23 protein-coding genes are annotated in these 25114 nt (G+C 66.0%); 12 read left to right on the top strand and 11 right to left on the bottom strand.

Annotated features, from left to right (window positions below):
- Positions 1-5 precede the first annotated feature (5 nt).
- Positions 6-824: a transketolase gene (locus tag AC1DVR_RS03160; protein WP_477999069.1), complete on the top strand. Its 819-nt coding sequence runs from the start codon at positions 6-8 to the stop codon at positions 822-824.
- Entirely contained in the window at positions 824-1786 is a 963-nt protein-coding gene (locus AC1DVR_RS03165) for a transketolase family protein (protein ID WP_477999070.1), read from the top strand. The genes AC1DVR_RS03160 and AC1DVR_RS03165 overlap by 1 nt, the downstream gene beginning before the upstream one ends.
- An 18-nt stretch (positions 1787-1804) precedes the next feature.
- Here the strand turns inward: AC1DVR_RS03165 and AC1DVR_RS03170 are convergent, their stop codons facing one another.
- The 3 genes from AC1DVR_RS03170 to AC1DVR_RS03180 are packed head-to-tail and all read right to left on the bottom strand — an operon-like array spanning position 1805 to position 4918.
- Positions 1805-2866 carry an ABC transporter substrate-binding protein gene (locus AC1DVR_RS03170; protein WP_477999071.1) on the bottom strand — a complete coding sequence of 354 codons (1062 nt, stop codon included), beginning with the start codon at positions 2864-2866 and terminating at the stop codon, positions 1805-1807.
- Positions 2863-4254, bottom strand: a complete 1392-nt coding sequence (locus tag AC1DVR_RS03175; protein WP_477999072.1) for a sensor histidine kinase N-terminal domain-containing protein — start codon at positions 4252-4254, stop codon at positions 2863-2865. The genes AC1DVR_RS03170 and AC1DVR_RS03175 overlap by 4 nt, the downstream gene beginning before the upstream one ends.
- Positions 4247-4918, bottom strand: coding sequence for a response regulator (locus AC1DVR_RS03180; RefSeq protein WP_477999073.1), 672 nt, complete (start codon positions 4916-4918; stop codon positions 4247-4249). Before AC1DVR_RS03180 ends, AC1DVR_RS03175 begins: the two co-directional genes overlap by 8 nt.
- A gap of 246 nt (positions 4919-5164) precedes the next feature.
- Here AC1DVR_RS03180 and AC1DVR_RS03185 point away from each other — a divergent pair, with 246 nt between their 5' ends.
- The 7 genes from AC1DVR_RS03185 to AC1DVR_RS03215 all read left to right on the top strand — a co-directional run bounded on the left by AC1DVR_RS03185 (position 5165) and on the right by AC1DVR_RS03215 (position 12999).
- On the top strand, positions 5165-6154 hold the full coding sequence (locus tag AC1DVR_RS03185) for a Bug family tripartite tricarboxylate transporter substrate binding protein (protein WP_477999074.1): 990 nt from the start codon (positions 5165-5167) through the stop codon (positions 6152-6154).
- Between the two features lie 86 nt (positions 6155-6240).
- Positions 6241-6672, top strand: a complete 432-nt coding sequence (locus AC1DVR_RS03190; protein ID WP_477999075.1) for a tripartite tricarboxylate transporter TctB family protein — start codon at positions 6241-6243, stop codon at positions 6670-6672.
- Between the two features lie 3 nt (positions 6673-6675).
- Positions 6676-8232 carry a tripartite tricarboxylate transporter permease gene (locus tag AC1DVR_RS03195; RefSeq protein ID WP_477999076.1) on the top strand — a complete coding sequence of 519 codons (1557 nt, stop codon included), beginning with the start codon at positions 6676-6678 and terminating at the stop codon, positions 8230-8232.
- Positions 8233-8410: 178 nt separating this feature from the next.
- Complete coding sequence (locus tag AC1DVR_RS03200) at positions 8411-9484, top strand: maleylacetate reductase (RefSeq protein ID WP_477999077.1); 1074 nt, start codon at positions 8411-8413, stop codon at positions 9482-9484.
- 137 nt (positions 9485-9621) lie between these two features.
- Positions 9622-10527 (top strand): aminotransferase class IV, encoded by a 906-nt coding sequence (locus AC1DVR_RS03205; protein ID WP_477999078.1) that lies wholly within the window; start codon positions 9622-9624, stop codon positions 10525-10527.
- A 15-nt stretch (positions 10528-10542) separates the two neighbouring features.
- Entirely contained in the window at positions 10543-11064 is a 522-nt protein-coding gene (locus tag AC1DVR_RS03210; protein WP_477999079.1) for a 2,4'-dihydroxyacetophenone dioxygenase family protein, read from the top strand.
- 90 nt (positions 11065-11154) lie between these two features.
- The gene (locus AC1DVR_RS03215; RefSeq protein ID WP_477999080.1) at positions 11155-12999 is read left to right on the top strand and encodes a methyl-accepting chemotaxis protein; all 1845 of its coding nucleotides are present in this window, start codon (positions 11155-11157) and stop codon (positions 12997-12999) included.
- A gap of 37 nt (positions 13000-13036) precedes the next feature.
- On the opposite strand, the gene AC1DVR_RS03220 is transcribed toward AC1DVR_RS03215, so the two are convergent.
- Together AC1DVR_RS03220 and dapE are read right to left on the bottom strand one after the other, a co-directional pair.
- Positions 13037-13459: a GNAT family N-acetyltransferase gene (locus tag AC1DVR_RS03220; RefSeq protein ID WP_477999081.1), complete on the bottom strand. Its 423-nt coding sequence runs from the start codon at positions 13457-13459 to the stop codon at positions 13037-13039.
- Entirely contained in the window at positions 13456-14613 is a 1158-nt protein-coding gene (dapE, locus tag AC1DVR_RS03225; RefSeq protein ID WP_477999082.1) for a succinyl-diaminopimelate desuccinylase, read from the bottom strand. The genes AC1DVR_RS03220 and dapE overlap by 4 nt, the downstream gene beginning before the upstream one ends.
- Before the next feature lie 467 nt (positions 14614-15080).
- On the opposite strand from dapE, the gene AC1DVR_RS03230 reads away from it, so the two are divergent.
- On the top strand, positions 15081-16385 hold the full coding sequence (locus AC1DVR_RS03230) for a hypothetical protein (protein ID WP_477999083.1): 1305 nt from the start codon (positions 15081-15083) through the stop codon (positions 16383-16385).
- Positions 16386-16422: 37 nt separating this feature from the next.
- On the opposite strand, the gene AC1DVR_RS03235 is transcribed toward AC1DVR_RS03230, so the two are convergent.
- From AC1DVR_RS03235 to AC1DVR_RS03245, 3 genes are all read right to left on the bottom strand, one after another.
- Entirely contained in the window at positions 16423-16776 is a 354-nt protein-coding gene (locus AC1DVR_RS03235) for a hypothetical protein (RefSeq protein ID WP_477999084.1), read from the bottom strand.
- 60 nt (positions 16777-16836) lie between these two features.
- Complete coding sequence (gene dapD / locus AC1DVR_RS03240) at positions 16837-17661, bottom strand: 2,3,4,5-tetrahydropyridine-2,6-dicarboxylate N-succinyltransferase (protein ID WP_477999085.1); 825 nt, start codon at positions 17659-17661, stop codon at positions 16837-16839.
- A 106-nt stretch (positions 17662-17767) separates the two neighbouring features.
- A complete protein-coding gene (locus AC1DVR_RS03245; RefSeq protein WP_477999086.1) occupies positions 17768-18649 on the bottom strand; it encodes an aminoglycoside phosphotransferase family protein in 882 nt (293 codons plus the stop codon).
- A gap of 107 nt (positions 18650-18756) precedes the next feature.
- Between AC1DVR_RS03245 and AC1DVR_RS03250 the strand changes: the two genes are divergently transcribed.
- Complete coding sequence (locus AC1DVR_RS03250) at positions 18757-19575, top strand: LOG family protein (RefSeq protein WP_477999087.1); 819 nt, start codon at positions 18757-18759, stop codon at positions 19573-19575.
- A 49-nt stretch (positions 19576-19624) separates the two neighbouring features.
- Here AC1DVR_RS03250 and lpxK read toward each other — a convergent pair whose 3' ends face one another.
- Genes lpxK through AC1DVR_RS03265 form a run of 3 tightly spaced genes read right to left on the bottom strand, consistent with a single transcriptional unit; the run spans position 19625 to position 22130 of the window.
- Positions 19625-20614: a tetraacyldisaccharide 4'-kinase gene (gene lpxK / locus AC1DVR_RS03255; protein WP_477999088.1), complete on the bottom strand. Its 990-nt coding sequence runs from the start codon at positions 20612-20614 to the stop codon at positions 19625-19627.
- The gene (locus tag AC1DVR_RS03260; protein ID WP_477999089.1) at positions 20614-21843 is read right to left on the bottom strand and encodes a 3-deoxy-D-manno-octulosonic acid transferase; all 1230 of its coding nucleotides are present in this window, start codon (positions 21841-21843) and stop codon (positions 20614-20616) included. Before AC1DVR_RS03260 ends, lpxK begins: the two co-directional genes overlap by 1 nt.
- 38 nt (positions 21844-21881) lie before the next feature.
- Positions 21882-22130, bottom strand: a complete 249-nt coding sequence (locus AC1DVR_RS03265; protein WP_477999090.1) for a DUF4170 domain-containing protein — start codon at positions 22128-22130, stop codon at positions 21882-21884.
- A 398-nt stretch (positions 22131-22528) separates the two neighbouring features.
- Between AC1DVR_RS03265 and AC1DVR_RS03270 the strand changes: the two genes are divergently transcribed.
- Positions 22529-25114 (top strand): DEAD/DEAH box helicase, encoded by a 2586-nt coding sequence (locus tag AC1DVR_RS03270; protein ID WP_477999091.1) that lies wholly within the window; start codon positions 22529-22531, stop codon positions 25112-25114.

Below are 25114 nucleotides of genomic sequence, written 5' to 3' on the forward strand. Positions count from 1 at the left end.
CCGAGATGACCCTGCAGAACGACCCCGTCGCCCGGATCAAGGAAAAGGCGCTCTGGATGCGCCGGCGCGCCTTCAAGATGGTCTATGACGCGCAGCTCGGTCATCCGGGCGGCGACTTCTCTGCCATCGACGTAATGGCGACGCTGTATTTCGGCGTACTGAACTTTGACCCGACCCAGCCGAACTGGGCCGAGCGCGACCGTTTCATCATGTCCAAGGGCCATGCGACGGGGGCGCTTTACACCGTGCTGTGCGCGGCGGGGTATTTCCCGGAAGACTGGCTCGACACCTACATGCAGCCGCGGTCCCTGCTGAACGGCCACCCGAACCGCAACTATCTGCCGGGGGTGGAAACCAACACCGGCCCGCTCGGCCACGGCCTGCCGGTCGCGACGGGCATCGCGATTTCGGGGCAGATCACCGAGGCGACCTACCGCACCTTCGTGATCACCGGCGATGGCGAGATGCAGGAAGGCTCGAACTGGGAAGCCGCGATGACCGCCGGCAACCGGGGCCTGCGCAACCTGACCTGGATCGTTGACCGCAACCGCTTGCAGCAGGGCGCCGGGACGGAGGAGACCAACGGCCTCGACCCGCTCGACAAGAAGTTCGAGGCTTTCGGCTGGGATGTCGTGATGGTCGATGGCCATGACCATGCCGCCCTTCTGAAGGTGCTGGGCGCGGCACCTGGCGACAGGCCGCGCGCGGTGATCGCCAATACCGTCAAGGGCAAGGGCGTCTCTTTCATGGAAAACAAGGCGAGCTGGCACCATGGCGTGCCCAATGCCGAACAATTTGCCCTTGCGATGAAGGAACTTGTCTGATGGCGGCCCCCGCACCCCAAACCGAAGGCCTGTATGATTGCCGCGAGGCCTGGGTCTCGACGTTGGAGGCCCTGGCCGCCGAGGACGAGCGCATCGTGGCGGTGGTCAACGACTCGGTCGGATCGTCGAAACTGGGCGGTTTCCAGAAGAAATTCCCCAAGCGGCTGATCAATGTCGGCATTGCCGAGCAATGCATGGTCGGCGTCGGCGCTGGCCTCGCCAATGGCGGGCGCATCCCCTTCGTCTCGGCGGCGTCCTGCTTTCTGACCGGGCGTGCGCTGGAACAGGTCAAGGCCGATATCGTCTATACCGGCTTCAACGTGAAGCTGGTCGGCCAATCCTCGGGCGTGGCTTACGGCGAGCTTGGGCCGACCCACCATTCGATCGAGGATTTCGCCTGGCTCCGGGTTTTTCCCAAGCTGATCGTCATCGCCCCCGCCGACCCCTGGGAGACCGCCGAGTCGATCAAGTTTGCCGCCAGCCATGACGGTCCGGTCTATATCCGCCTGTCGCGGATGCCGGTGCCCGATCTGGCCCTGCCCAACCGCACCTTCCGCATGGGCCAGGCCGAGGTGGTCCGTCAAGGCCAGGACGTCACGCTCATCGCCTGCGGCACCACGGTGCATCTGGCGGCCGCGGCCTCCGATGCGCTTCTGGCCGAGGGTATTTCGGCCCGCGTCCTGAACATGGCCACGATCAACCCCCTGGACGAGGCCGCCGTCCTGGCCGCCGCCAGCGAAACCGGGGCGATTGTCACGGTCGAGGAAGCCTCGGTCCGCGGCGGGCTTGGCGGGGCGGTGGCGGAGCTGACCTCGGCCCACCAGCCGGTGCCGGTGGAGCGCGTGGGCTTCCCGGGCTTCGTTCCGACCGGTTCGGTCGACTGGCTGTTCCATGAATTCGGCCTCAGCGCCGAAGGCATCGCCGCTGCTGCCCACCGGGCCCTGAAACGCGTGGCGCGATAGGCGCCGGTCGTCGCGCTGCTAAGGCTTGGCGAAGGTCCCGCGCCACAGCTGGATGAAATGCGCCCGGCGCTGTTGGTCAAGACCGGCCAGCAGCACCGGCGACAGGGGGATGGGCCGCAGGTAGGATTCGCCATCCTCCGGGTCCAGCAGGCCATCCCCGCGCATCTCGGCGGCTTCCAGATAAAGGTGCTCCCGGGCCAAGGCATGGCGCCCCTCGGGCGACAGGAGGAAGTCGATCAGGACCCCCGCCACCGCCGGATGCGTGGCCCGCGACGGGATCAGCGCCGCGCGCGACAGGACGAGCGTGTAATCGGTGGGCGCCACGACGGCGATGTTCCGGTCCTGTTCGGCACGGGCAAAGGCATAAGAGCCGAGGATGTTATAGGCGATCAGGTATTTCCCGCTCGCCACACCGTCGATGATCTCCGCCGAACAGCAGGTCGTCACGGCATGGGCGCGCGAGAAGGCCTCGATCACGCTGCCGAAGGTGGTGGCCTGTTGCGCATCGGCAAAGGCGAAGAGATAGCCGAGCCCGGATTCCTCGATGTCATAGGTCGCAACGCGCCCGTCATAGCGGCTGGCCTGCGAGCGCAGCATGTCGATCAGCCCGAAGCGTGATTGCGGCACGTCCTGCGCCGGCACAAGGGCGCGGTTGTAGACGATGACGGCGGGTTCGCGGGTGATGCCAAACACCTCGTCGCGCCAGTTGAAGGCTGGCGGCAGGGCGTCCGTCGCGGCAGAGCGGTGGCTTTGCGCGCAGCCGTCGTTCACCAGCTTGACCTGCTGATCGACCGAGGAGCTGATCACCAGATCCGCCGCCTCGCCCTCGCCGGCGCAGGCGGCCACCGCGCGGTTGTAAAGGTCGTTGGATCCCCATTGTTCATAGTCGATCCAGACCTCGGGATGGTCGGCGGCGAAAAGCTGCAGCACCGGGTCGAACAGGGCAAGATCGGTCGTCCCGCGCACCAGAAGGTGCTGCGGCGCGGTTTGCGCACCGTAGCTGCGGTGCGCCTCGGGTGTGACCTCGGCCAGTGCGGCGGAGGGCAGGGCCAGCGCAAGGGAAAGGGCGAGCCACTTCATCCCGGGCCGGTCCCGACCAGCGGCAGCGTCAGCCGCGCCTCGAATTTGCCAGAAGCGGTCCGGGCAAAGGACATCTCTCCGTGATGGGCGCGGGCCACCGCATCGACGATGGACAGGCCAAGCCCGACCTTGGTGGCCGACACGCTGGTGCGACGGCGAAAGCGGCTGGCGGCATCCTGCCATTGCTCCACCGGCAGGCCGGGTCCGGCATCCTGTACCGCCAGCACGGCCATCGCGCCCTCGGCCCGCACATGGATCATCACCGGTGGGGCGCCATGGTGCAGCGCATTGGTGGCGAGGTTCTTGCAGGCTTCGACCAGCGAAAGGTGGTCGCCTTTGATCATCACGGCGTCCTCGGGCAGATCAAGGCGCAGGGCGGCATCGGGGGTGCGGGCCTCCTGGTCGATCTCCTCCACCCCCAGCATCGCGACCCGGCGCAGGTCGATCAGGTCGAGCGGCACCGCATCGGCGCGGTGGATGATCAGCGCCTGATTGAGCAACTGATCGGTCAACCGGCTGAGCGAGACGGCGCGACGGTTGATGCGCTGGGCGATGAGCTGCTGGCGGGCGGGATCGGTCTCGCCCAAGGCAAGTTCAGACTGGGCGCGGATCGCGGCGATCGGCGTGCGCAGCTGGTGCGAGGCATCGCCGATCATCCGCCGGGTTGCAGCGACCTGACGGTCGATCCGCGCCATGAAGCCATTGAGCGTGGCCACCAGCGTGTCGATCTCGCGCGGGACGGCCAGTTCCAGCGGCGTAAGGTCCGCCGGGGCCCGCACTGCCAAGGCCCGCTCGATCCGCCGCAGCGGGCCAAGGGCCGAGCGGACGGCAAAGACTGCAAGGCCCGACATCAGCACCCCCACCAGAGCGACCGCGATCAGGGCGGAGCGGGTGATTGACCGGGTCAGTTCGGCGCGCGCCCGGGTCGTCTGGCCCACCACGACCCGCACCGTCCCGGACAGCGAGCGTTCGGCAAAGCGGCGGTCCACCGCGGCAAAGCGCATCGCCTCGCCGGTGAAGCTGCCATCGCTGAAGGTCTGGTTCGGCGCAGGGCCGCGCAACCCGTCATAGCCGGTGATCAGCGTGCCATGCGGGCCATAGACCGCATAGACGATCCGGTCCTGCGGGGCGAGCGCCAGCAACTCGAAAGCCGCCACCGGGATGTCGATGTTGACCGCACCATCCTTCAGGGTCAGCGCCTCGGCGATCTGGTTGGCCGCACCGATCAGAAGCCGGTCATAGGATTGCCGCGCCGCGTTATGGCCATAGGCGATGGCCGCCAGCGCCACCGCCGCCCCGCCCGCCGCCAGAAGCAAGGTCAGCGCCACGGTCAGCCGCAAGGTGACCGAGGTCGCCCGGCGTGGCACCGCTTGCGCCATGTCAGCCATCGGTCACCATCTGATATCCGAGGCCGCGCAGGGTGCGGATCGTCACGCAGGACGCCTCGATCTTGCGGCGCAGGCGGGCGACATAGGTCTCGATCGTGTTGAGCCCGACCTCCTCCTCGTTGAAGCTGAACATCCTTGCGTAGATATGGTCCTTGGCCACGATCCGCCCGCGGTTGAGCAGCAGGATCTCGATCAGGCTGTATTCACGCCGCGTCAGGGCGACCGACTTGCCGGCGACGGTCAGTTCCTGCGTGGCGGAATCATAGGTGATGTCGCCGTAGGTCATGGCCGAACTCCGCTCTGGTCCGCCGCGGCGGACGAGGGCGCGGACCCGGGCATGCAGCTCGCCCAGGTCGAAGGGTTTGACCATGTAGTCGTCGGCGCCCAGATCCAGGGTGGCAATCCGGACCTCCACCTCGCTGCGGGCCGTCAGCATCAGAACCGGCACCGCCCGCCCGGCACGGCGGAGGCCGCGCAGCACCTCGGTCCCCTCGCCGTCGGGCAGCTGGATGTCGAGGATGGCAATGTCGTAATCCTGCGCCGCAAGGCTCGCCATCGCATCGGCCACCGTGCCCACGCAATCCACCGCATCGCCGCGCCGGCCAAAGCTTTCGACCACGGCGGTGGCCACGTCTTCGGTGTCCTCCACCAGAAGCATTCGCATGGCGACCGACCCTCCCAAGTCAGATGTGCAGATGGCCGACTATAGGCCTTGTGCCCGGGCTTGCAAACGCCACGACGGAGGCGCCCGGTCAACGGGCCGGCCCGGGTCGGGCCGAGCGCCGCTGCAGACAGATCGGGGTGATGACAGCTTCGTGACAGGAACGGGGAATAGGAAAGGGTCAGCGCTGGCCGGGGAGGAACCGTGGCCCGCGCCATCCATGACGTCAAATTCCTTGGGAGGACGACAATGACCTATCTGACGCTGCGCCGCGGGCTGGCGGCTCTGACCCTTGCCGCAGGCATGCTGGCCGCCCCGGCCTTTGCCTTTGAACCCGGACAATCCGAGTGCATCGCCCCGGCCAACGCCGGCGGCGGCTGGGATTTCACCTGCCGTCAGGTCGGCAAGACCATGCAGGACATGAAGCTGGTGCCCGGCACCATGCAGGTCACCAACCTCGCCGGCGGCGGCGGTGGCGTGGCCTTCGCCGAGGTCGTGGCCAAGCGCAACGCCGACAACAACCTGATCGTGGCCGCATCGACCGCAACGGCGACGCGGCTGGCGACCGGGGCCTTCCCGGGCAACACGATGGATCAGGTCCGTTGGGTTGGGGCCGTTGGCGCCGATTACGGCATCATCGCCGTGGCCAAGGACAGCCCGATCAACACCCTGCCGGAGCTGATGGCCAAGATCAAAGCCGACCCGACCTCGGTGTCGGTGGCCGGCGGTTCTGCCGTGGGCGGCTGGGACCATCTGAAGGTGCTGATCGCCGCCGAAAAGGCCGGCATCGACGACCTGCGCTCGATCAAATACGTGGCCTTCGAAGGCGGCGGCGAGGCTGTGACCCAGCTGCTGGCCGGTTCGGTCCAGGCCTTCACCGGTGACGCGTCGGAGGCCAAGGGCTTTGTCGACTCGGGCGATATCAAAGTGATCGCCGTGCTTTCGCCGGAGCGTCTGTCGGGCGATTTCGCCCAGTTCCCCACCGCCAAAGAGCAGGGCATTGACGCCATCGGCGCCAACTGGCGCGGCTTCTATGCCCCGGGCGGCATGTCGGACGAGGCCTTCGCCTATTGGCAGGATGCCGTGGCCAAGGTCTATGCCTCGGATGAATGGAAAGCCGTGATGGCGCAGAACGGTCTGGCCCCGGTCGAGGCGACCCCGGCGGAGTTCCAGGCCTATGTCGCGAACTCGATCGCCAGCATCCAGTCGATCTCCAAGGAAATCGGCCTGATCAAGTAATCCCGGCTGCGACGGATGGCGGGAGGCGCTTCTGGCGCCTTCCGTCTCTCACCTCATCCAGAATATCGAACCAGAAGGGACGCGCGATGTCAGATCGCATTTTCGGCGGCTTGGGCTTGCTGCTTGCCGTATTCTATATCTGGGCTGCCTCGACCATCGAGCTGAGCTTCATCTCCGATCCGGTCGGCCCCAAAGCCTTTCCCTATATCATCGGCGGCCTTTTCGCGCTGTCGAGCCTTGCAATCCTGCTGCGCCCGGATGCGCCGCCGGAATGGCCCTCGCTGACCCAGCTGGCCGAGATTGCTGCCGGCCTCGCCGTCATGGTGGCCTATGTCTACCTCTTGCCGGTGCTGGGCTTTCTCGTGACCACCGCAGTCGCCTCGGCCTATCTGAGCTGGCGTCTGGGCGCGTCACCGCTGGCCGCCGTGCTGGCGGGTCTTGCCACCTCGGGCGGGATCTATGTGGTTTTTCATCTGGTGCTCGGCCTCGGCCTTGCCACCGGGCCTTGGGGGGTCTGAGAGATGGACACGATCAACAACCTGATGCACGGCTTTGAAGTCGCCATCACCTTCCAGAACATCGGCCTGGCGCTGATCGGCTGCTTCCTTGGCACGATCATTGGCGCCCTGCCGGGGCTTGGCCCGTCGAATGGCGTGGCGATCCTGATGCCGCTGGCCTTCTCGCTTGGCCTCGGGCCGACGCCGGCGCTGATCCTGCTGACCTCGGTCTATTACGGCTGCATGTATGGCGGGCGGATCTCCTCCATCCTGTTGAACATCCCGGGCGATGAGCCTGCGGTGATGACCACGCTGGATGGCTATCCCATGGCCAAGGCGGGCCGGGCGGGTGAGGCGCTGGCGATTTCGGGCATCGCCTCCTTCATCGGGTCGTTCTTTGCCACCATCGGCCTGATGCTTCTGGCGCCGCAGCTGGTCAAGGTCGCGCTGCTCTTCGGCCCGGCGGAGTATTTTGCCCTCTTCGCGCTGGCTTTTGCGACACTGGGCGGCATCTCCTCAAGCAATCAGGCGAAATCGGCCTGGGCTGCGGCCTTTGGCCTTGGCATCGCGATGATCGGGGTCGATGGCCAGACCGGGGTGCCGCGCTTCTCCTTCGGCATGGTGCATCTTTACGACGGCATCAACTTTCTGGTGGCCATCGTCGGCCTTTTCGCCTTGTCCGAGGTTCTGATCTTTCTGGAGCACAGCGGCGGCACCTCGGCCAAGGCGCGCGCGGCGCAAAAGTCGCGCCCGCCGATCGCCATCGGTCGCCCGGTCGCATCTTTCAGCTTGATCCGCCATTGCACCCCCGCGATGGCCCGGGGAACGGTGATCGGCTTCCTCGCCGGCGTTCTGCCCGGGGCAGGGGCCTCGCTCGGCTCCTTCATGGCCTATGCGGCGGAAAAGCAGATCAACAACAAGGGCAATACCTTCGGCAAGGGTGACCCGCGTGGGGTGGCTGCGCCCGAGGCGGGCAACAATGCGGCGGCCGGTGGTGCGCTGGTGCCGATGCTGGCCCTGGGCGTGCCCGGATCGGGGACGACGGCGGTGCTGCTGGCGGTGCTTTTGTCGCTGAACGTGACGCCGGGGCCGTTGCTCTTCACCAAGAACCCCGACATCGTCTGGGGCCTGATCGCCGCCCTTTTCATCGCCAACGTGATGCTTCTGGCGCTGAACCTACCTCTGGTCGGCATTTTTGCCCGGGTACTGCTGATCCCCTCCCGCTATCTGATGCCGATGGTGGCCATGGTTTCCTTCGTCGGCATCTATGGCGTGTCGGGTTCGACCTTCGACCTTCTGGTCATGGTGCTGTTCGGCGTGATCGGCTGGGGCCTGCGCAAGCTGGATGTGCCCCTGGTCCCGATCATCATGGGCATCCTTCTGGGCAACCTGATGGAGGCCAACCTGCGCCGGGCGATGACCATCTCGGATGGCGACTGGCTGGCACTGGTCCACTCGCCGCTGTCGATCGGGCTGTGGCTTTTCGCGGCCTTCGGCTTCGTGCTGCCGATCATCGTGGGCCGCAGGCTCAAGGCCCAGATCGACGAGGCCAAAGAAGTGGCCCGCGACGTCGCGCTCTGAAAAACCCCGTTTGCCGGCACGTTCCGGCAAACGGACCCACCCCCGGGCGATCACGGAAATTCAGCAAGCAGGCTGGCGATCCTGCGGGTTTGACGCCATAAAGACCGGCGAGGATGCGGCAGGGTCCGCATCGCCGCCCGTGCCGGGCGGGCAAGTCCGAAACGGAAGAGGCCGGTTCATGTCGCAATTTCTGGAAGATTTCATCGCCACCAGCGCCGCTGTCCGGGTCCGCTTCGGCGCCGGAGTGCGCTATCGTCTGGCCGAGGAACTGGACGCGCTGGGCCTGTCGCGCGCGCTGATCCTGACCACGCCGGGCCAGGCCGCCAAGGGGGCGGAGTTTGCGGCCCTTCTGGGTGCGAAATCGGTGGGGGTCTGCAGCCGGGCCACGATGCACGCGCCGGTCGATGTCTCCGAAGAGGCGACCGCCATCGCGCGCGACCTCGGGGCCGATTGTCTGGTGGCCATCGGTGGCGGCTCGACCATCGGTCTTGGCAAGGCCATTTCCCTGCGCACCGACCTGCCGCAGATCGTGGTGCCCACGACCTATGCCGGATCCGAGGCCACCGCGATCCTCGGCCAGACCGAGGCCGGGCGCAAGACCACCACCTCCTCGCCGAAAATCCAGCCCGAGGTCATCCTTTACGACGCCGAACTGGTGCGCAGCCTGCCGGTCGGCATGACGGTGTCGAGCGCGATGAACGCCATGGCCCATGCGGTCGAGGGGCTTTATGCGCAAAACCGCTCGCCGATCTCGACCCTGATGGCGCTGGAGGGGTTGCGCGCCTTCAAATCCGCCCTGCCCGCCGTTCTGGCCGATCCGCAGGATCTGAAGGCCCGGGGCGAGACCCTCTACGGCGCCTGGCTTTGCGGCACCGTGCTGGGGCAGGTCGGCATGGCCTTGCACCACAAGCTCTGCCACACGCTGGGCGGCTCCTTCGATCTGCCGCATGCCGAAACCCATGCCATCATGCTTCCGCATTCCGCCGGCTTCAATGCCGTGGCCGTGCCCGAGCTTCTGGCCCCGGTCAGCGCCATCCTCGACGGCCCCTCGCCTGGCCTTGCGCTCTACCACTTCGCGCAACAGATGGGCGCGCCCCTGGCCTTGCGCGACCTTGGTCTGACCGAACCCGACCTCGACCGCGCCGCCGAGATTGCCACACAAAACCCCTATTGGAACCCGCGCCCCATCGAACGCGCCCCCCTGCGCACGCTGTTGCAAGAGGCCTGGGAGGGCGCGCCGCCTCCGCTCTGATCCCGGTTCCTGCCCTTATCAGGGCAAACCATTCCCTTTTTTGCCCTGAACCGGCGCGCCGGTCTTTGCAGCCCCCGAGTCCGCCCGCCATAAAAGGGGGCCGGACCCTGCGTCCGGCCGGGCCAAAAGGATAGAAGATGCCGGATTTCAGCAAAGGGGCGGCCTTTCTTGACGGCGCCTATATGCCGATCGCCGAGGCGAGGATTCCCGTCACCCATTTCGCTTATCGCCGGTCCGATGTGACCTATGATGTTGTGGGCGTCTGGGAGGGCAACTTCTTCCGGCTCGACGACCACATCCGCCGCTTTCGCGCCTCGATGAACCGGCTGCGGATGGTGCCGCAGGAAAGCGACGACGACATCCGCCGGATCCTCAACCGGATCGTGGCGCTCTCCGGCCTCAAATCCTCCTATGTCGCGATGGATTGCCTGCGCGCCAGCCCACCGCCCGGCAGCCCGCGCCATTCCGCCTTTGCCCGCAGCTATCTGTCCTGCTTTGCCGTGCCCTGGGTTTCGATCGTCACCCCCGAGCAATACGAGCGTGGCCTGCATGTGATCATCCCCAAGGTGCGCCGCATCGCGCCCGAAAGCTTCGACCCCCGCGTGAAGAACTTCCACTGGGGCGACCTGACCGAGGGCCAGTTCGAGGCGCTGGATGCCGGGGCCGATACCGCCGTTCTGCTGGACGCCGAGGGCAACATCACCGAAGGCCCGGGCTTCAACATCTTCTCGATCACCGATGGTGTGGTGGCGACCCCGCGGCGCGGCGCGCTGGAGGGCGTGACGCGCCTGTCGGTGATGGAGCTTTGCGCGGAGCTTGACCTGAAGCTCGAGGTGCGCGACATCCCGGCCGAAGAGTTCCGCCAGGCCGACGAGATCTTTGCCTGCACCACGGCGGGCGGCATCATGCCGGCCTCGCGGATCGACGGGCGGATCATGGGCAACGACCGCCCGGGGCCGATCACGACCCGGCTCAAGGACCTCTTCTGGGCCAAGCGCGCCGCAGGTTGGCACGCGACCCCCGTCGACTACACCGACATCTGACCGCTGGAGGCGACCATGACCGCAGATCCCCGCAAAGTGCCCTATGCCCTGCCGCAGCCCTATGGGATGCAGCCCGATATCATCATCCCCGGTGCGCTGGATCTGGATTGCGACGAGGCCCTCTGGGTGCCGCAATCGCCCGACGTCTCCTTCCGCCCGCTTCTGTTCAACGTGACGGCGGGCTATTACGTCAACCTCCTGAGGGTGCGGCGTGCGGGCGTCCTGTCGCGCCACCGCCACAACGGCGCGGTGCAGGCTTTCGTCCTGCGGGGCCGCTGGTTTTACCTGGAGCATGACTGGGTGGCCGAACCCGGTTCCTTCGTCTTCGAACCCCCGGGCGAAACGCATACTCTGGTGGTCCCCGAGGATGTCACCGAAATGATTACTCTTTTTCACGTCACCGGCGGTTATGTCTATGTCTCCCCCGACGGAGTGGCCGAGGGCTATGAGGACGTTTTCACCAAGCTGGAACTGACCCGGCGCCACTACCTGGCCAAGGGACTGGGCGAGGCCGCCGTGCAGGCCCTGATGCGCTAAGTCCAGCAGGGCATTCAGCTGGCGCGGGTGGCGAAATCTTAAGACTTGGGAGGTTAAGGTGGTCTCGCCTTCGATCTTTCAGGACAGACCATGTTTCGAACCCTGCCGATTAAACTGCATCTTGTCGTTTCAGGCGTGATCTCGATCGTCGCCGTCATACTTACGGCCTGCGTCGGCCTCTGGGGGATGATCGACGCCGGGCAGGGTCTGGAAAAAGAGATTCTCGCCACCTCCGCGATCCATCTGCAGATGTCTGCCGACATGATGCACGAGGGGATCGAGGCCGATGTGCTTCATGCCCTCCTGCTCGGCCCCACCGCCCTGCCCGAAGACCGCGCCGGCCTTGTGCAAAAGACGGGTGAGGATATCGCGGCCATCCGCAGCGCGATCGGCAAGCTTGCGGAATTGCCTTTGCCGGAGGATTTGCGGGCCCAAGTCAAGGCCGCTGGCCCCGTGGTCGAGGATTATGTGACCACGGCTGCGGCCCTCAGCACCCTGGCGCTGCGCGATCAGGCGGCGGGCCTTGCTGGCCTGTCGAATTTCATGGTGAAATTCGAAGCGCTGGAAACGCGGATGGCCAAGCTTGGTGCCGCGATCGAGGGCCTTGGCGAAGCAACCTCGCGCGGGGCGCAGCGGACGGATCGGTGGCTGATCATCGCGCTGATCGCGGTGTCGGCTGCGACGGTCATCACCGTGATTCTCAACGCGCGCAAGGTGACCAACAGCATCTCCAGGCCAATTGAGCGGCTGCGCGGCGCGCTGCGCGAGGTGGCACAGGGTGATTTCGACGTCCGCATCGGCAAGATCACCCGTAATGACGACATCGGCGCGATCGCCCGCGATATTGACCTTGTGTCCGACCGGATCAAACTGGCCCTGGATGAACAGGTGGCACTGCGCCAGCAAAGCGACCGGGTGATCAAATTGGTCAGTGCTGGCCTGCGCAACCTTTCGGCGGGCAATCTCAGCCAGCAGATCGAAGAGGTTTTTGCCGCCAATTACGAACCCCTGCGTCAGGACTTCAACGATACGGTGCAACGTCTGAGCGGTCTGATCGCCCAGGTCGTCTCCGCCAGCGAGAGCATCCGCGCCCGTTCGAGCGAGATCAGCCGCGCTTCCGAAGACCTTGCCGCCCGCACCGAAACCCAGGCCGCCACCCTGGAAGAGACCGCTGCCGCGTTGGAGCAGATGACCGCCAACGTCAATTCCGCCGCCGCCAGCGCCAAGGAGGTCGAGGCCGTGGTGGTCAAGGCGCGCCATGATGTCGAGCAAAGCGGCAAGGTGGTCGAAGGCGCGGTCTCGGCGATGAACGAGATCGAATCCTCCTCGGCCCAGATCAGCCAGATCATCGGGGTGATCGACGACATCGCTTTCCAGACCAACCTTCTGGCGCTGAACGCCGGGGTGGAGGCCGCTCGGGCTGGCGATGCCGGACGCGGTTTCGCCGTGGTCGCCTCAGAAGTGCGGGCACTGGCGCAGCGCTCCTCGCTGGCGGCGAAGGAGATCAAGTCCCTGATCAGCGCCAGTTCCCAGCATGTGCAATCGGGGGTCCAGCAGGTGGATGGCGCCGGCAAGGCGCTGGCCGTTGTGGTCAGCCAGGTGGCGCAGATCTCGAAGCTGGTGTCCAACATGGCCAGCGGATCGTTGCAACAGGCGCATGGGTTGAACGAGATCAACATTGGTGTGGCCCAACTCGATCAGGTCACCCAGCACAATGCCGCCATGGTCGAACAATCCGGCGCCGCCACCCAGGCGCTGAGCCAGGAGGCCGTGGGGATGAGCACTCTGGTCGGTCAGTTCAGCATTTTGCCCGGCACAGGACCGAAGGCCGCCGCTCCAGGGGGCCGCGCGGCGGGGCGGCTGGCCCAGCCCGGCTATGCCGCAGAAGAGGCGGATGATTTTGGTGCAGACCACGGTTTTGCCCTGTCGGCCTGACCGGCGCACAGGGAATGCTGCGGGTCCGCGCCGCGCTTCAGATCGCGAGGATCATGTCGCGATGCGGAATGCCGGCGTCGTCATAGACATCGCCCACAGGTTCAAAGCCCAAAGCCGCGTAAAAGCCCAAGGCATGGGTCTGCGCGCCGAGTTTGACGCGGCGCAGGCCCGGGATCTCGCGAAAGCGGGCGATGGACGCACGGATCAGCGCCGCGCCGATGCCGCGTCCCCGAGCGGCGGGCAGCACGCAAACCCGCCCGATCTTGCCCATCTCGCCCGACATCAGCAGACGCGCCGACCCGATTGCCTGCCCTTCCGCAAGTGCCAGAAGATGGATCGCCGCGCCGTCCTGATCATCCAGCTCATCCGCCTCGCTGACGCCTTGCTCTTCGATGAAGACCCGCCGCCGCAAAGCCCGGCAGAGGGCGATATCGGTGGTCTCCACGATCTCGACCGTCATGCGAAATAATCGCGCAGGATGCGGGTGTAGATCGCCTTGAGCTTGACGATCTGGGCGACCTCGACCCGTTCATCCACCTGATGCATGGTCTTGCCGACCAAGCCAAACTCCACCACCGGGCAGTGATCCTTGACGAAACGCGCATCCGAGGTGCCGCCCGAGGTCGAAGGCTCGGGCACAAGCCCGGTCTCTGCCGTCACCGCCCCCGCCACAAGCGCCGTAAAAGGCCCCGGCGCGGTCAGGAAGCTTTCGCCCGAGATCGAGACGCGCACCCCGATCACAACCCCGGTTTCGGCCTCGACCGCCTTGGCCTGGGTCTGCAGCCATTCGGTGATGCTGGCGCCTGTATGCGCATCGTTGAAGCGGATGTTGACGGTGGCGGAACCCTTGGCCGGGATCACATTGGTCGCCGGATTGCCGCAGTCGATGGTGGTGATCGCCAGGGTCGAGGCATCGAAATGCGCGGTGCCGCGGTCCAGCGGTTCGGCTTCCAGCCGGGTCATCAGGCGGACCAGCGCGCTCATCGGGTTCTTGGCGCGGTGCGGATAGGCCGAATGGCCCTGCACGCCCTGCGCCGTGAACCAGGCAGTCAGCGAACCGCGCCGGCCGATTTTCATCATGTCGCCCAAGGTGTTGGGGCAGGTCGGCTCCCCCACGAGGCAATGCGACATCTTCTCGCCCTGCTTGCCCATCCAACCCAGCAAGGCCACCGTGCCATCGACCGAGGGGCCCTCCTCGTCGCCGGTGATGGTCAGGATCACGGCGCCGTCGGGCGGGGTCTGGCGGACGAAATCCACCGCCGCCGCCGCAAAGGCCGCCACGCCGGATTTCATGTCCGTCGCCCCGCGCCCATACATCCAGCCATCAACCTGTGCGGCCCCGAAAGGGTCCTGCGTCCAGGCCGCACGGTCACCGATCGGGACCACATCGACATGGCCGTTGAAGCCGAAACTCCGGTTGGCGCCCTTGTGCCCCCAGCGCGCGAAAAGGTTGGCAACGCCGCCACGATCGACCCGGTGGCATTCAAAACCGGCGCTGGTCAGAAGGTCGGTCAGCACGGCCATCGTGCCGCCCTCCTCGGGCGTGACCGAGGGGCAGCGGATCAGCGCGGCGGTCAGGGCAACGGCGTCGGTTTCGGCAGCAAGATCTTGCATGGCAGGCTCCTTGGGCAGGCCCAAGACCTACCCCCCCGGCGCCGCTGCCGCAACCCGGATGGCGTGACAAGCGCAGGGCGCGTCCTGCGGCATCCCGGGCAGCAGGGACATCCGTGGAACGTTCAATTCCTTGATATCAAAAGATGTGGAAGGGGAGGTGGGAGGGCGCCATCCGGGCCGCGCTGTCGCACGGTTCCCGGGCCAACGGCGACTTTGTGCCGAGATCTATCGCCGGCCGATGGGCACTGCTTTTGATCGGAGGTGAGCGATTGAGCTCCAAGAAGCGCCTTGAAAGATTTCATCTATATGTGTCAGATGTTTCTACAAACCCATGGCTGTTGTTTGGAATCAAATGATTTTTCGCCATGCGCCGGTCCGTTCCGGAGACCAGGCTGGGTGAACGAAACGGAACTTGAAGAAAGTCGTTTATGATGCATTGCACTATTGTCGGTACGTCGAACAGCCTCATGAAGGTCGGGTATGTTCCCTTCCTCTCCAGAATAGCGAAGTTCGATTCCATCAAAAACCTTTCCATTGGCGGAACGCCGAACATCCTGCTGCCTTACATGCTGTGTCAGAACGACTTCACCGGTTGCGACATCGTGATCATCGACACAAGCGTAAATGATACTTGGGCTATACGGTCAGGAAAAATTTCCAGGTCGCAGGTGTCAAGATATCTGGAGGATGCCATAAAGTATCTTCTCGATCTCGGTGTCGTTCCGGTGCTGCTTGTCATGCCGACCGATGTCGATCCGGAAGATTTCGAGCCGGTCAGGGCAATTGTCTATTCCCTTGCGGAAAAGCATGATGCCATTCTCGTTGACGGATACCCTATTCTGAATGCCGTCAGGAATGCGCTTGGATGCGAGACAAAAGGACTGTTTCTTGATGAAGGGCACGTCGTCCCTGCCGTTTCGGGCATGATCGCCGGTCGGTTGAACAGCGCAATCCGGAAACGCCTGTCGGAACCCCAAGTGCCCAAGGCCCGCGCCGCGGCCCGTGACTTTGGCTACGAATACTTCTCCGCGGCATCGACGAGCCCGCAGCCTGTGCACCGCCGCAGTTCCTTGTTTGAAAGGTGCTATGCGCGGATCGACGAAGATCATGGTTTCAGCGTCGTCTTTCCGGCGCCGAGAGAAGTGATCGGATTTGCGATGAACATTCCGGCCTGCTCGGCCATCGTGGAAATCCTCATTGACAGAACCGAGCGCAAGTATTTCGATTTCCGTTTCTCAGGCGTTGCTGAGAACCAGAAACTTCCATTTCAGCACGGTCTGGCCACTAACCCAATTCCGTTCACGGCGACCAGCCTCGACATCCGAGTCTGCAGTCCGTCGGAAACTCCGGACCAGGTCATCCCGTTGAGCCACGCCAATAACAGCAGAGATAATATGGGTGTCGCGGAAATTGAAGGCCTCATCCTGGGAACGACGGGGACAGCGACGGCAGAGCCGCAGCACTCGAATGATTTCGATCCACAAGTTTGCACCCTGACGGACGAGGAACTCATCATCGTACAACTCATCTCTGTTCAACGCGATGTGCAGAAATTGACCAATACGGGGCGGAACTTTCTGCAGGTGTTTAATCGCCAGCGCAATTTCGGAACCGATCAAAAGGCGGATCTCTTGCGCGATATCGGCCGGCTGCTGTTGGACGCCGGGGATCCGGCGGAGGCCCGGCGCGCGCTTACGTTGGCACTTGCTGATCGTCCGAACGGGGCCTACATCGCGGGTCTGCTGGAGCAGGCCAAGTCTGCTCAGACCTGATGTTGCGACCGTCGAGCTGTGACCCTGGGGGCGAGGCCTAGTCGTAGAAGGGCGTCATCTGGGCCACGATGACCGAGTTTTCCTTCAGCGCGCGCTCCATCAGCTCCAGCTCGTCCTCGGCGATCTCGTCGCCATTGGCCTTGCGTTCGTCCAGCGTGCCGTAGCCGGACACGTCCAGCGGCGCGAGGTCGGCCTGTTTCAGGATCGCCACAGTCTCGCGCACCGCTTCGGCCTCGTCCACGCCGGAGGCATAGATGACCAGCCCGGCGCCGGTTGCCTTGGCGGGCAGCCCGTCGCCGGTCTTGCGACCGACCTCGACCAGAAGGGTGAAGACCTGCTGCTTGCGTTTCGGCTTGGCTTCGCCGTCTTCGGGATCGATGATGTCGGTCATAGCAGGCTCCTGCCCGTGTCGCGGCAAGGGACGCAAGCCGCGCGGATTATGTGCTGGCGCTCAGTCGCGCAACAGCTCGTTGATCGAGGTTTTCGAGCGGGTCTGCGCATCGACGCGCTTCACGATCACGGCGCAGTAGAGGTTGATCCCGTTCTTCGACGGCATCGAGCCTGCCACCACGACCGAGCCTGCGGGCACCTCGCCGTACATCACGGCGCCGGTTTCACGGTCGACGATCTTCGTGGACTGGCCGATGAAAACCCCCATGCCCAGGACCGAGCCTTCGCGGATTATGCAGCCTTCGACCACTTCTGACCGCGCACCGATGAAGCAATTGTCCTCGATGATCGTGGGGCCGGCCTGCATCGGTTCCAGCACGCCACCGATGCCAACGCCGCCCGAGAGGTGGACGTTCTTGCCGATCTGCGCGCAAGAGCCGACCGTGGCCCAGCCATCGACCATGGAGCCTTCATCGACGAAGGCGCCGATGTTCACGAAGGACGGCATCAGCACCACGTTTTTGGCGATATAGGCCGAACGCCGCACGATCGAGCCGGGCACGGCGCGGAAGCCCGCGGCGCGCCACTGGTTCTCGCCCCAGCCCTCGAACTTCGAGGGCACCTTGTCCCACCAGGTCGACTGGCCGTTGCCGCCGCCGATGACGCCCATGTCGTTCAGCCGGAAGGACAGAAGCACCGCCTTCTTGGCCCATTGGTTGACGTGCCAGTCGTTTCCGCGCTTTTCGGCCACGCGCAGGGTGCCCTTGTCCAGAGCCTCCAGCGTCGCCTCGATGGCGTCGCGGGTCTCGCCCTTGGTGGCGGTCGAGATGCCGTCGCGGGCTTCCCAGGCGGCTTCGATGGCGGATTCAAGGCTTGCGTAGGACATGGCGCGCTCCTGCGGCAGAAGGGTTTGGGCGGCTATAGACGGATGAGGCGCGCCTTGCAATCATATGGGGGCAATCACATCGGGGGCAATTTCAGGGGGGGGGCGATCAGCCGGAGGGCAGGTCGTCCAGCACCCGGGCCAAGGTGCGCAGCATCACGTCGCGAAAGCCGGGGTTGGAGCGGCGGTAATAGGGGATCGCCGCCACCGCCTTGGCGAAGGCCAGCGCGCGGCCGCGGGCCCAGGCCTCGGGCGTGGGGGCGAGGGCGGCGCGGAACACCGCCCGCGCCGGGGCGTCGAACAGGGTCCAGGCGATCATCAGGTCCATCGCCGGATCGCCGAGGCCAAGGTTGCCCCAGTCGATCACCCCGGTCAGCTGCCGACGCAGCGCCAGCAGGTTCAGCGCGTGCATGTCGCCATGGACCCAGACTTTCGGCCCTTCGTAGACGGGCAGGCGGCGCATGATCTTGGTCGCCTTGACCAGCACCAGAGGATCGGCCTCGCCCTGGAACTGTCCGATGAAATGGCCAAGGCCGGCCAGCCGCAGGTCCAGCCGGTCAGCATCGCCCCGATGCGGCGCCCCTTCCGGCGCGGGCTGGGCCTGCAGCGCTTCCAGAAAACCGGCCAGCGTCCGCGCCGCCGCCTCCTGATCCAGCGGCCCGGCAAAGGCTGCATGGCCCGGCAGCCAGGGCAGCACGGTCCAGCGGAAGGGATAGCCCTCGCCCGGCAGGCCAAAGCGCAGGGTCAGGGGCACGCTGAGCGGCAGGTTCGACGACAGGCGGGGCAGCCATTGCGCCTGGGTGGAGATCTGCGCCTCGGCATGGGGCAGGCGGGGAAAGCGGGCGACAAAATCGCTGCCCATCCGGAACAGGACATTGTCCGTTCCGCTTTGCCCCGCCCGTCTGAGTGGGGCCTGCGCCAGTTCGGGCATCTGGGCGGCCAGAAGGGCGCGCGCCGTGGCGGCGGTCACTTCGTGCTGGTTGCTGTGCATCTGCCCGCCTTTCCCGCTGTCGCAGCCCCGACCGCAACGCCTGTGCCTTCCACAATCCGCAGGCAGGCTATAGGTGTAGGCCCTGTTGAACAACCCGAAGGCTGCCCATGTCCGACACTCCGCGCCTGCATCCGCTTCGTGATTCCGTCCAGGACGTGGCGGCGACCAACCGCATCCCCGACACGCCGCAGACCCGCTCGCCCTCCTATCGGCTGGCCTTTGCCGATCCGGAGTTTCTGACCCGCGAAGAACTGCGCCCGGTGCGCCTGCAGCTGGAGCTGTTGAAGGTCCAGATGGTGCTGGAGGAGAAGGGCGTCCGCTCGACGGTGGTGCTGTTCGGCGGCGCACGGATTCCCGCACCGGAGCGGGCGAGCACGGCAAAGGTGCCGGGGCTCGCAGCACTTTCTCCCTATTACGAGGAGGCGCGCCGCTTTGCCCATGCGGTGACCGTGCGCAGCCTGCAGACCTATGGCCGCGACTGGGTGATCTGCACCGGCGGCGGCCCGGGCGTGATGGAGGCGGGCAACCGCGGCGCACAAGAGGCCGGTGGCCAGTCGATCGGGCTCAACATCGTGCTGCCGCATGAACAGGCGCCCAATCCTTACGTGACGCCGGAGTTCTCCTTCAACTTCCACTATTTCGCGATCCGCAAGATGCATTTCCTGATGCGGGCGGCAGCGATCTGCGTCTTCCCCGGCGGCTTTGGCACCCTGGACGAGATGTTCGAGGCGCTGACCCTGATCCAGACCGGACGGATGAAGCGCGTGCCCTTCCTGCTCTTCGGTCGCGCCTTCTGGGAGAAGGTGATCAACTGGCAGGCCCTGGCCGAGGCCGGCACGATCAACGCGGCCGATCTTGACCTCTTCACCTTTGTCGAAACGGCGGAGGAGGCCTTGGCCGCTCTGGGCGATCTGCCGCCCGAATAAGGCGCAACGGTGGTTGGTAGGATGGGCAATATGCCCATCTTCCAGGGCCTTACAGCCCCAGCCGCGCGAAAGCCGCGTCCAAAGCGCTCCAATCGGCGATCCGCAGCCGGACCACCAGGGTCAGAACCTGGGTGCGGAAGTGCCGGGGCAGGCGGACCGCGTCCTTTTCTGTGGTGACGAGCTGCGCCCCGCGCGCCATGGCCTCCAGCTCCAGCCGGCGGATCAGCGCCTCGGTCAGGGGCTGGTGATCGTCCAGCGCCACCTGGCGCAGGATCTCGGCTCCTTCGCCGCGTAGGGTGGCAAAGAACTTTCCCGGATTGGCGATGCCGGCAAAGGCGATGACGCGGGCGCCTTTCCACTGCATCCCCATCTGCAAGGGTTCGACCATGCCAGTCAGATGCGGCACACTCAGCCCGTCCCAGCGCGCGGCAAAGCCGGCCTGCGCGGCAGGATCGCCCAACGACAACAGGAAATCCGCCCGTTTCAGCCCTGCCGCCACCGGCTCGCGCAGGGGACCGGCGGGCAGGCATAGCCCATTGCCAAAGCCCTGCGCCGCATCGACGACGACGATCGACAGATCCTTGGCCAGCGCCGGGTTCTGGAACCCGTCGTCCATCAGCAAGACCGTGGCGCCGCCCGCCACCGCGAGCCTGGCCGCCGCAGCGCGGTCGCGGCCGATGAAGGTCGGCGCGAAGGCTGACAGCAGCAAGGGCTCGTCGCCGACCTCCGCCGCCTTGTGCCGCGTCTCGATCACCTGGACCGGGCCTTCCAGGCTGCCGCCATAGCCGCGGCTGACCACGGCGACCCTGGCGCCGCGGGCGGTCAGTCGCTCGATCAGGGCGATGGCGGTGGGGGTCTTGCCGGTGCCGCCGACATTGAGGTTGCCGATGCAGATCACCGGCACCGGGGCGCGGTAGGCCGGCGCCTCGGCCACCCGCCGCGCCGTGGCGCCGGCGTAGACCCAGCCGAGCGGCGCCAGCAGCCGCGCGGCCAGGCCGGGGCTTTCAGGCGCATTCATCCAGAAGGCGGGCGGGCGCATCAGGCGGTGCCGTCCAGAATGTCGCGCACCAGATCCATGATCCGCGCCGTCACATCCGCCCCATCCGAGGCGATGGCCCAGGCCGCCTGCGCCTGCCGCGCTGCACGGTCGGGCGACAGAAGATCGCCGAGCGCCTGACCCAGATCGGCCCCCGATCCCACCATCCGCGCCGCCCGCACCGCGCCCAGCCGCCCGTACACCGCGCCGAAATCGCCCGAGCGCGGTCCGTAGAGGATCGCCGACCCCATCGCCGCCGCCTCCATCGGGTTGCGCACACAGCCCGCCCCTTCCAGACTGCCGCCGAGGAAGGTGATCGGCGCCAGCCGGTACCACAGGCCATATTCGGCGCCGCCTTCGACGATATAGACCTCTGTTTCAGTCTCGGGTTCTTCCTCGGACTGGCGGCAGGCGACGCGCCAGCCCTCGGTTTCTTCCATCTGGCGGGCCAGCGCGTCGGCGCGGGCGGGGTCCTGCGGGGCGAGGATCAGCAACAGCCGGTGGGCCAGCTTCAGCGTCTCGCGGTGGGCGGCGATGATGGCGGCTTCTTCGGACTGGGCAACCTCGGCGGCCAGCCAGACCGGGCGCGTGGCCAGACCCTGCGCCAGGGCCGCGCGGTCCGATTCGACATAGGGCAGCGCGGCGCTGGCCACTTCCATCCGCCCGGTCACCAACAACCGTTCCGGATCGGCGCCGGCGCGGCGCAGCGCACGTCCGGCGCTGTCATCGACCGCAAGGATCAGCCGGAATTGCGCCAGGGCAGCGCGGATCAGGCCGGGATACCAGCCCTCGCGCCCCGGCATCAGATGCGGCGCGCGGGCCTCGACCATGATCAGGGGCAGCTTGCGCTGGGCGGCCTCGTGCAGCAGGGCCGGGCGCAATTCCCCCTCGGCCATCACGCCCAGATCGGGGCGCCAATGGTCAAGGAAAGCCTGCACCCGGCGCGGAAAGTCCAGGGGCGCGGGCAGCAGGATCGTCTCGGGGGGCAGCCTGATCGCGGCGGTGGGGCGGGCAAGCGCGGCGGCCAGATCCTCCGGCAGGGTCAGCACGACGCTGACCCCGTCGTCCTCGATCAGCTTGCGGGCCAGTTCCGCCATCCCGCCCAGACTGTCCAGCCCTGGCACATGCAGCCACACGAGGCTGCCCGCCGGCCGGGGCGGCGGCACGGGGGCAAGCTCGTCCACCGGGCGCGCGGCGAGGTTATAGAGGGTCAGACCGATGGAATAGGCCATGGGGCCGTGGATACTCGGCTAAAGGTTCTGAGGCCGTCTTACGCTGTCATCGGCTCGGAGGTCGAGCTTTTCTCGTTCGACTCTTCGCGCAGGCGGTGCAGGTTGGCGATGAAATAGCGCATGTGGGCATTGTCCACGGTGCGCTGCGCCTCGGCCTTCCAGGCCAGATAGGCGCTTTCGTAGTCCGGATAGATGCCGACCATGTGGATGGCCGAAACATCGGCAAAGACGTTCTTTTCGGGCGAGACAAGCTCGCCGCCGAAGACCAGGTGAAGACGCTGCGACATGGGGGCCTCTTGGGTTGGTGGCAACAGGGATCGCGTCCGGCAAGGGATGGTTCGCCGTCCAGCGCCAGCCGGGGGCCGCTTCTGGAACCGCTTCAAGACAATCCTGCACCGGGCCGCGATTTTCTGCGATCGCCTGCCGCCTCCTGTCGCAAATTTCAGCCAAAACCGCAAGACGGCCCGCATTGGGGGTCACGCAACGAAACCCCGGCCACGGGTGGAGGATTCGCGACGCGACCTCCGATGCCCCCTATACAGACGGGGGCTTTGCCTGTAAGGGCTGGCGGTCGGCCCAAGGGTTCCAGGGTGCACGAACGGCAGGGAGGCCGGTGCACTATAGGGAATAGAGGTGCCGCACGACTGGTACTTCACGGGCGAAACGCCCCCTTTTTGGAACAGACATGACCAATATCTCCATCGCTGCGCCCCTGGCGCAGGCTTTGGCGTCGAAGGGCTATGAAGCCCTCACGCCGGTTCAAGACGCCATGCTGGCGGAAAACGTCGCAGGGCGCGACCTTCTGGTGTCCGCCCAGACCGGCTCGGGCAAGACCGTGGCCTTTGGCCTTGCGATTGCGCCGGAACTGCTGGCCGGTTCGGACAAGCTCCTCTATGCCGACGTGCCGATGGCCCTGATCATCGCACCGACCCGCGAACTGGCCCTGCAAGTGGCGCGCGAGTTTGAATGGCTTTACGAAGCTGCGGCCGTCAAGGTTGCCACCTGTGTGGGCGGCATGGATTACCGCACCGAAAAGCGCGTGCTTGACCGTGGCGCCCATGTCGTCGTCGGCACCCCGGGCCGTCTGCGCGACCATATCGAGCGCGGCTCGCTCAAGCTGGAACAGATCAGCGCCGTGGTGCTGGACGAAGCCGACGAGATGCTGGACATGGGCTTTGAAGAGGACCTGAAGTTCATCCTCGGCGCCATGCCCGCCGAACGCCGCACCCTGATGTTCTCGGCCACCGTGCCGAAAGAGATCGAGGCGATGGCGCGCACCTACCAGCAGGACGCCCTGCGGATTGAGGTGAAGTCGGAGACCAAGCAGCACGCCGACATCGAATATCAGGCGATCTCGGTCGCCGTGCGCGACCGCGAACATGCGATCTTCAACCTGCTGCGCTTCCACGAGGCGCAAGCCTCTATCGTCTTCTGCAAGACCCGCGCCAATGTGAACCACCTTTTCGCCCGCATGACCAACCGTGGTCTTTCGGCGGTGGCTCTGTCGGGTGAACTGTCGCAGTCCGAGCGGACCCATGCCCTGCAGGCCCTGCGCGATGGCCGGGCTCATGTCTGCGTGGCCACCGACGTGGCCGCCCGTGGCATCGACCTTCCGGGTCTGGAACTGGTGATCCACGCCGATCTGCCGGGCTCGTCCGAGACCCTGCTGCACCGCTCCGGCCGGACCGGCCGCGCGGGCAAGAAGGGAATCTCGGCGATGATCGTCTCGCCGGCCGAGATCAAGAAGGCCCAGCGTCTGCTGCAGGGTGCGAAGGTCGTGGCCGAATGGGTCAAGCCGCCATCGGCCGATGACGTGCAGGCCCGCGACGACCAGCGCCTGCTGGATCACCCCGCGCTGGCGCAAGGCCCGGGCGAGGAAGCCGAACTGGCGCAGACCCTCATCCAGACCTATGGCGCCGACAATGTCGCCGCAGCCTTCATCCGCCAATGGCGCGAAGGCCGCACCGCACCCGAGGTTCTGTCCGCCGACCTGCCGCCGCCCGCGCCCTATGTGCCGCGCGACCGCGCCGAATTCGGCCCCTCGGTCTGGTTCGAACTGCCCGTCGGCCATCAGGACCGTGCCGAGGCGCGCTGGCTGCTGCCCAAGATCTGTGACGCCGGTGGCATCACCAAGGACGGCATCGGCGCGATCCGCGTGCAGACCGACCGCACCTATGTGCAGATCCTGTCGACCCTCGCCAGCCGCTTCAACGCGGTGACCGAGATCGACCGCGACCTGTCGATGACCAAGCTGGACGTCGCCCCCGCCGATCTGGACAAGCCGCGCACCTCTTCGACCGTGCGCCCGGAACGTGCTCCGCGTCCGGCCAAACCGGAGAGCGAATACGCGACCCGCGCCCCGCGTGTGGCGCGTGAGAAGCCGGCTTACGCCGAAAAGCCCGCCTATGCCGAAAAGTCCTATTCGGACAAGCCGGCCTATGTCTCCTCCAAGCCCGCCCGGGTTGTGGAAGACGGCGCGCCCGAAGCTCCGGTCGCCGACCTGACCGAATCCAAGCCGCGCTGGAGCGCCGAGGAAAAGGCCAAGCGGGCCGAAGATCGCCCGGCAAAGACCGGCTACCCGAAGGATGCCGCCAAGTCCTACGACAAGGCGCCGCGCAAGGCTTATGAAAAGCCGGCTTATGAAAAGCCGGCTTACGAAAAGCCCGCCTACGACCGTCACGCTTCCGACCGTCCGGCCTATGAAAAGCCCGCTTACGCCAAGTCGGACAAGCCCTACACCAAGCCCGCTTACGCAAAGCCTGCTGCGCGCAGCACCGACGAAGCCCCGCGCAAGACCTGGACCCCGCTGCCCACGGACGGCGCGCCGCGTGAAGCGCCGCGCACGCCCTATGCCGGCAAATCCGATGGCCCGCGCAAGCCTTACGACAAATCGGCTCCGCGCAAGCCTTACGGTGAGGCCAAGGAAGGCTTCAAGCCGCGCTCGGCTGGCTTCAAATCGCAAGGCGGTGCCGAAGGCGGCCCGGCCCGTGCCAGTGGCTACAAGAGCCATGGTGGCGCTGAAGGCGGCAAACCGGCGCGTGCGCCATATGCCGGCGACAAGCCCCGCGCTTACGAGCCGCGTCCGCAAGCCGGTGGCGAAGGTCGCCCGGCGAAACCCTATGGCGCCAAAACCTATGGCGACAAACCGGCGCGTTCGGGTGGCTTCAAGTCGCATGGCGATGCGCCAAAATCCTATGCCAAACCGGCAGCCCCGCGCGACGCCGGCGATACCTCGCGCCGCTTCGTGCCGCCGCGCAAGCCCAAGGAATAA

It is taken from the genome of Rhodobacter sp. P2_H5, from assembly GCF_056403335.1.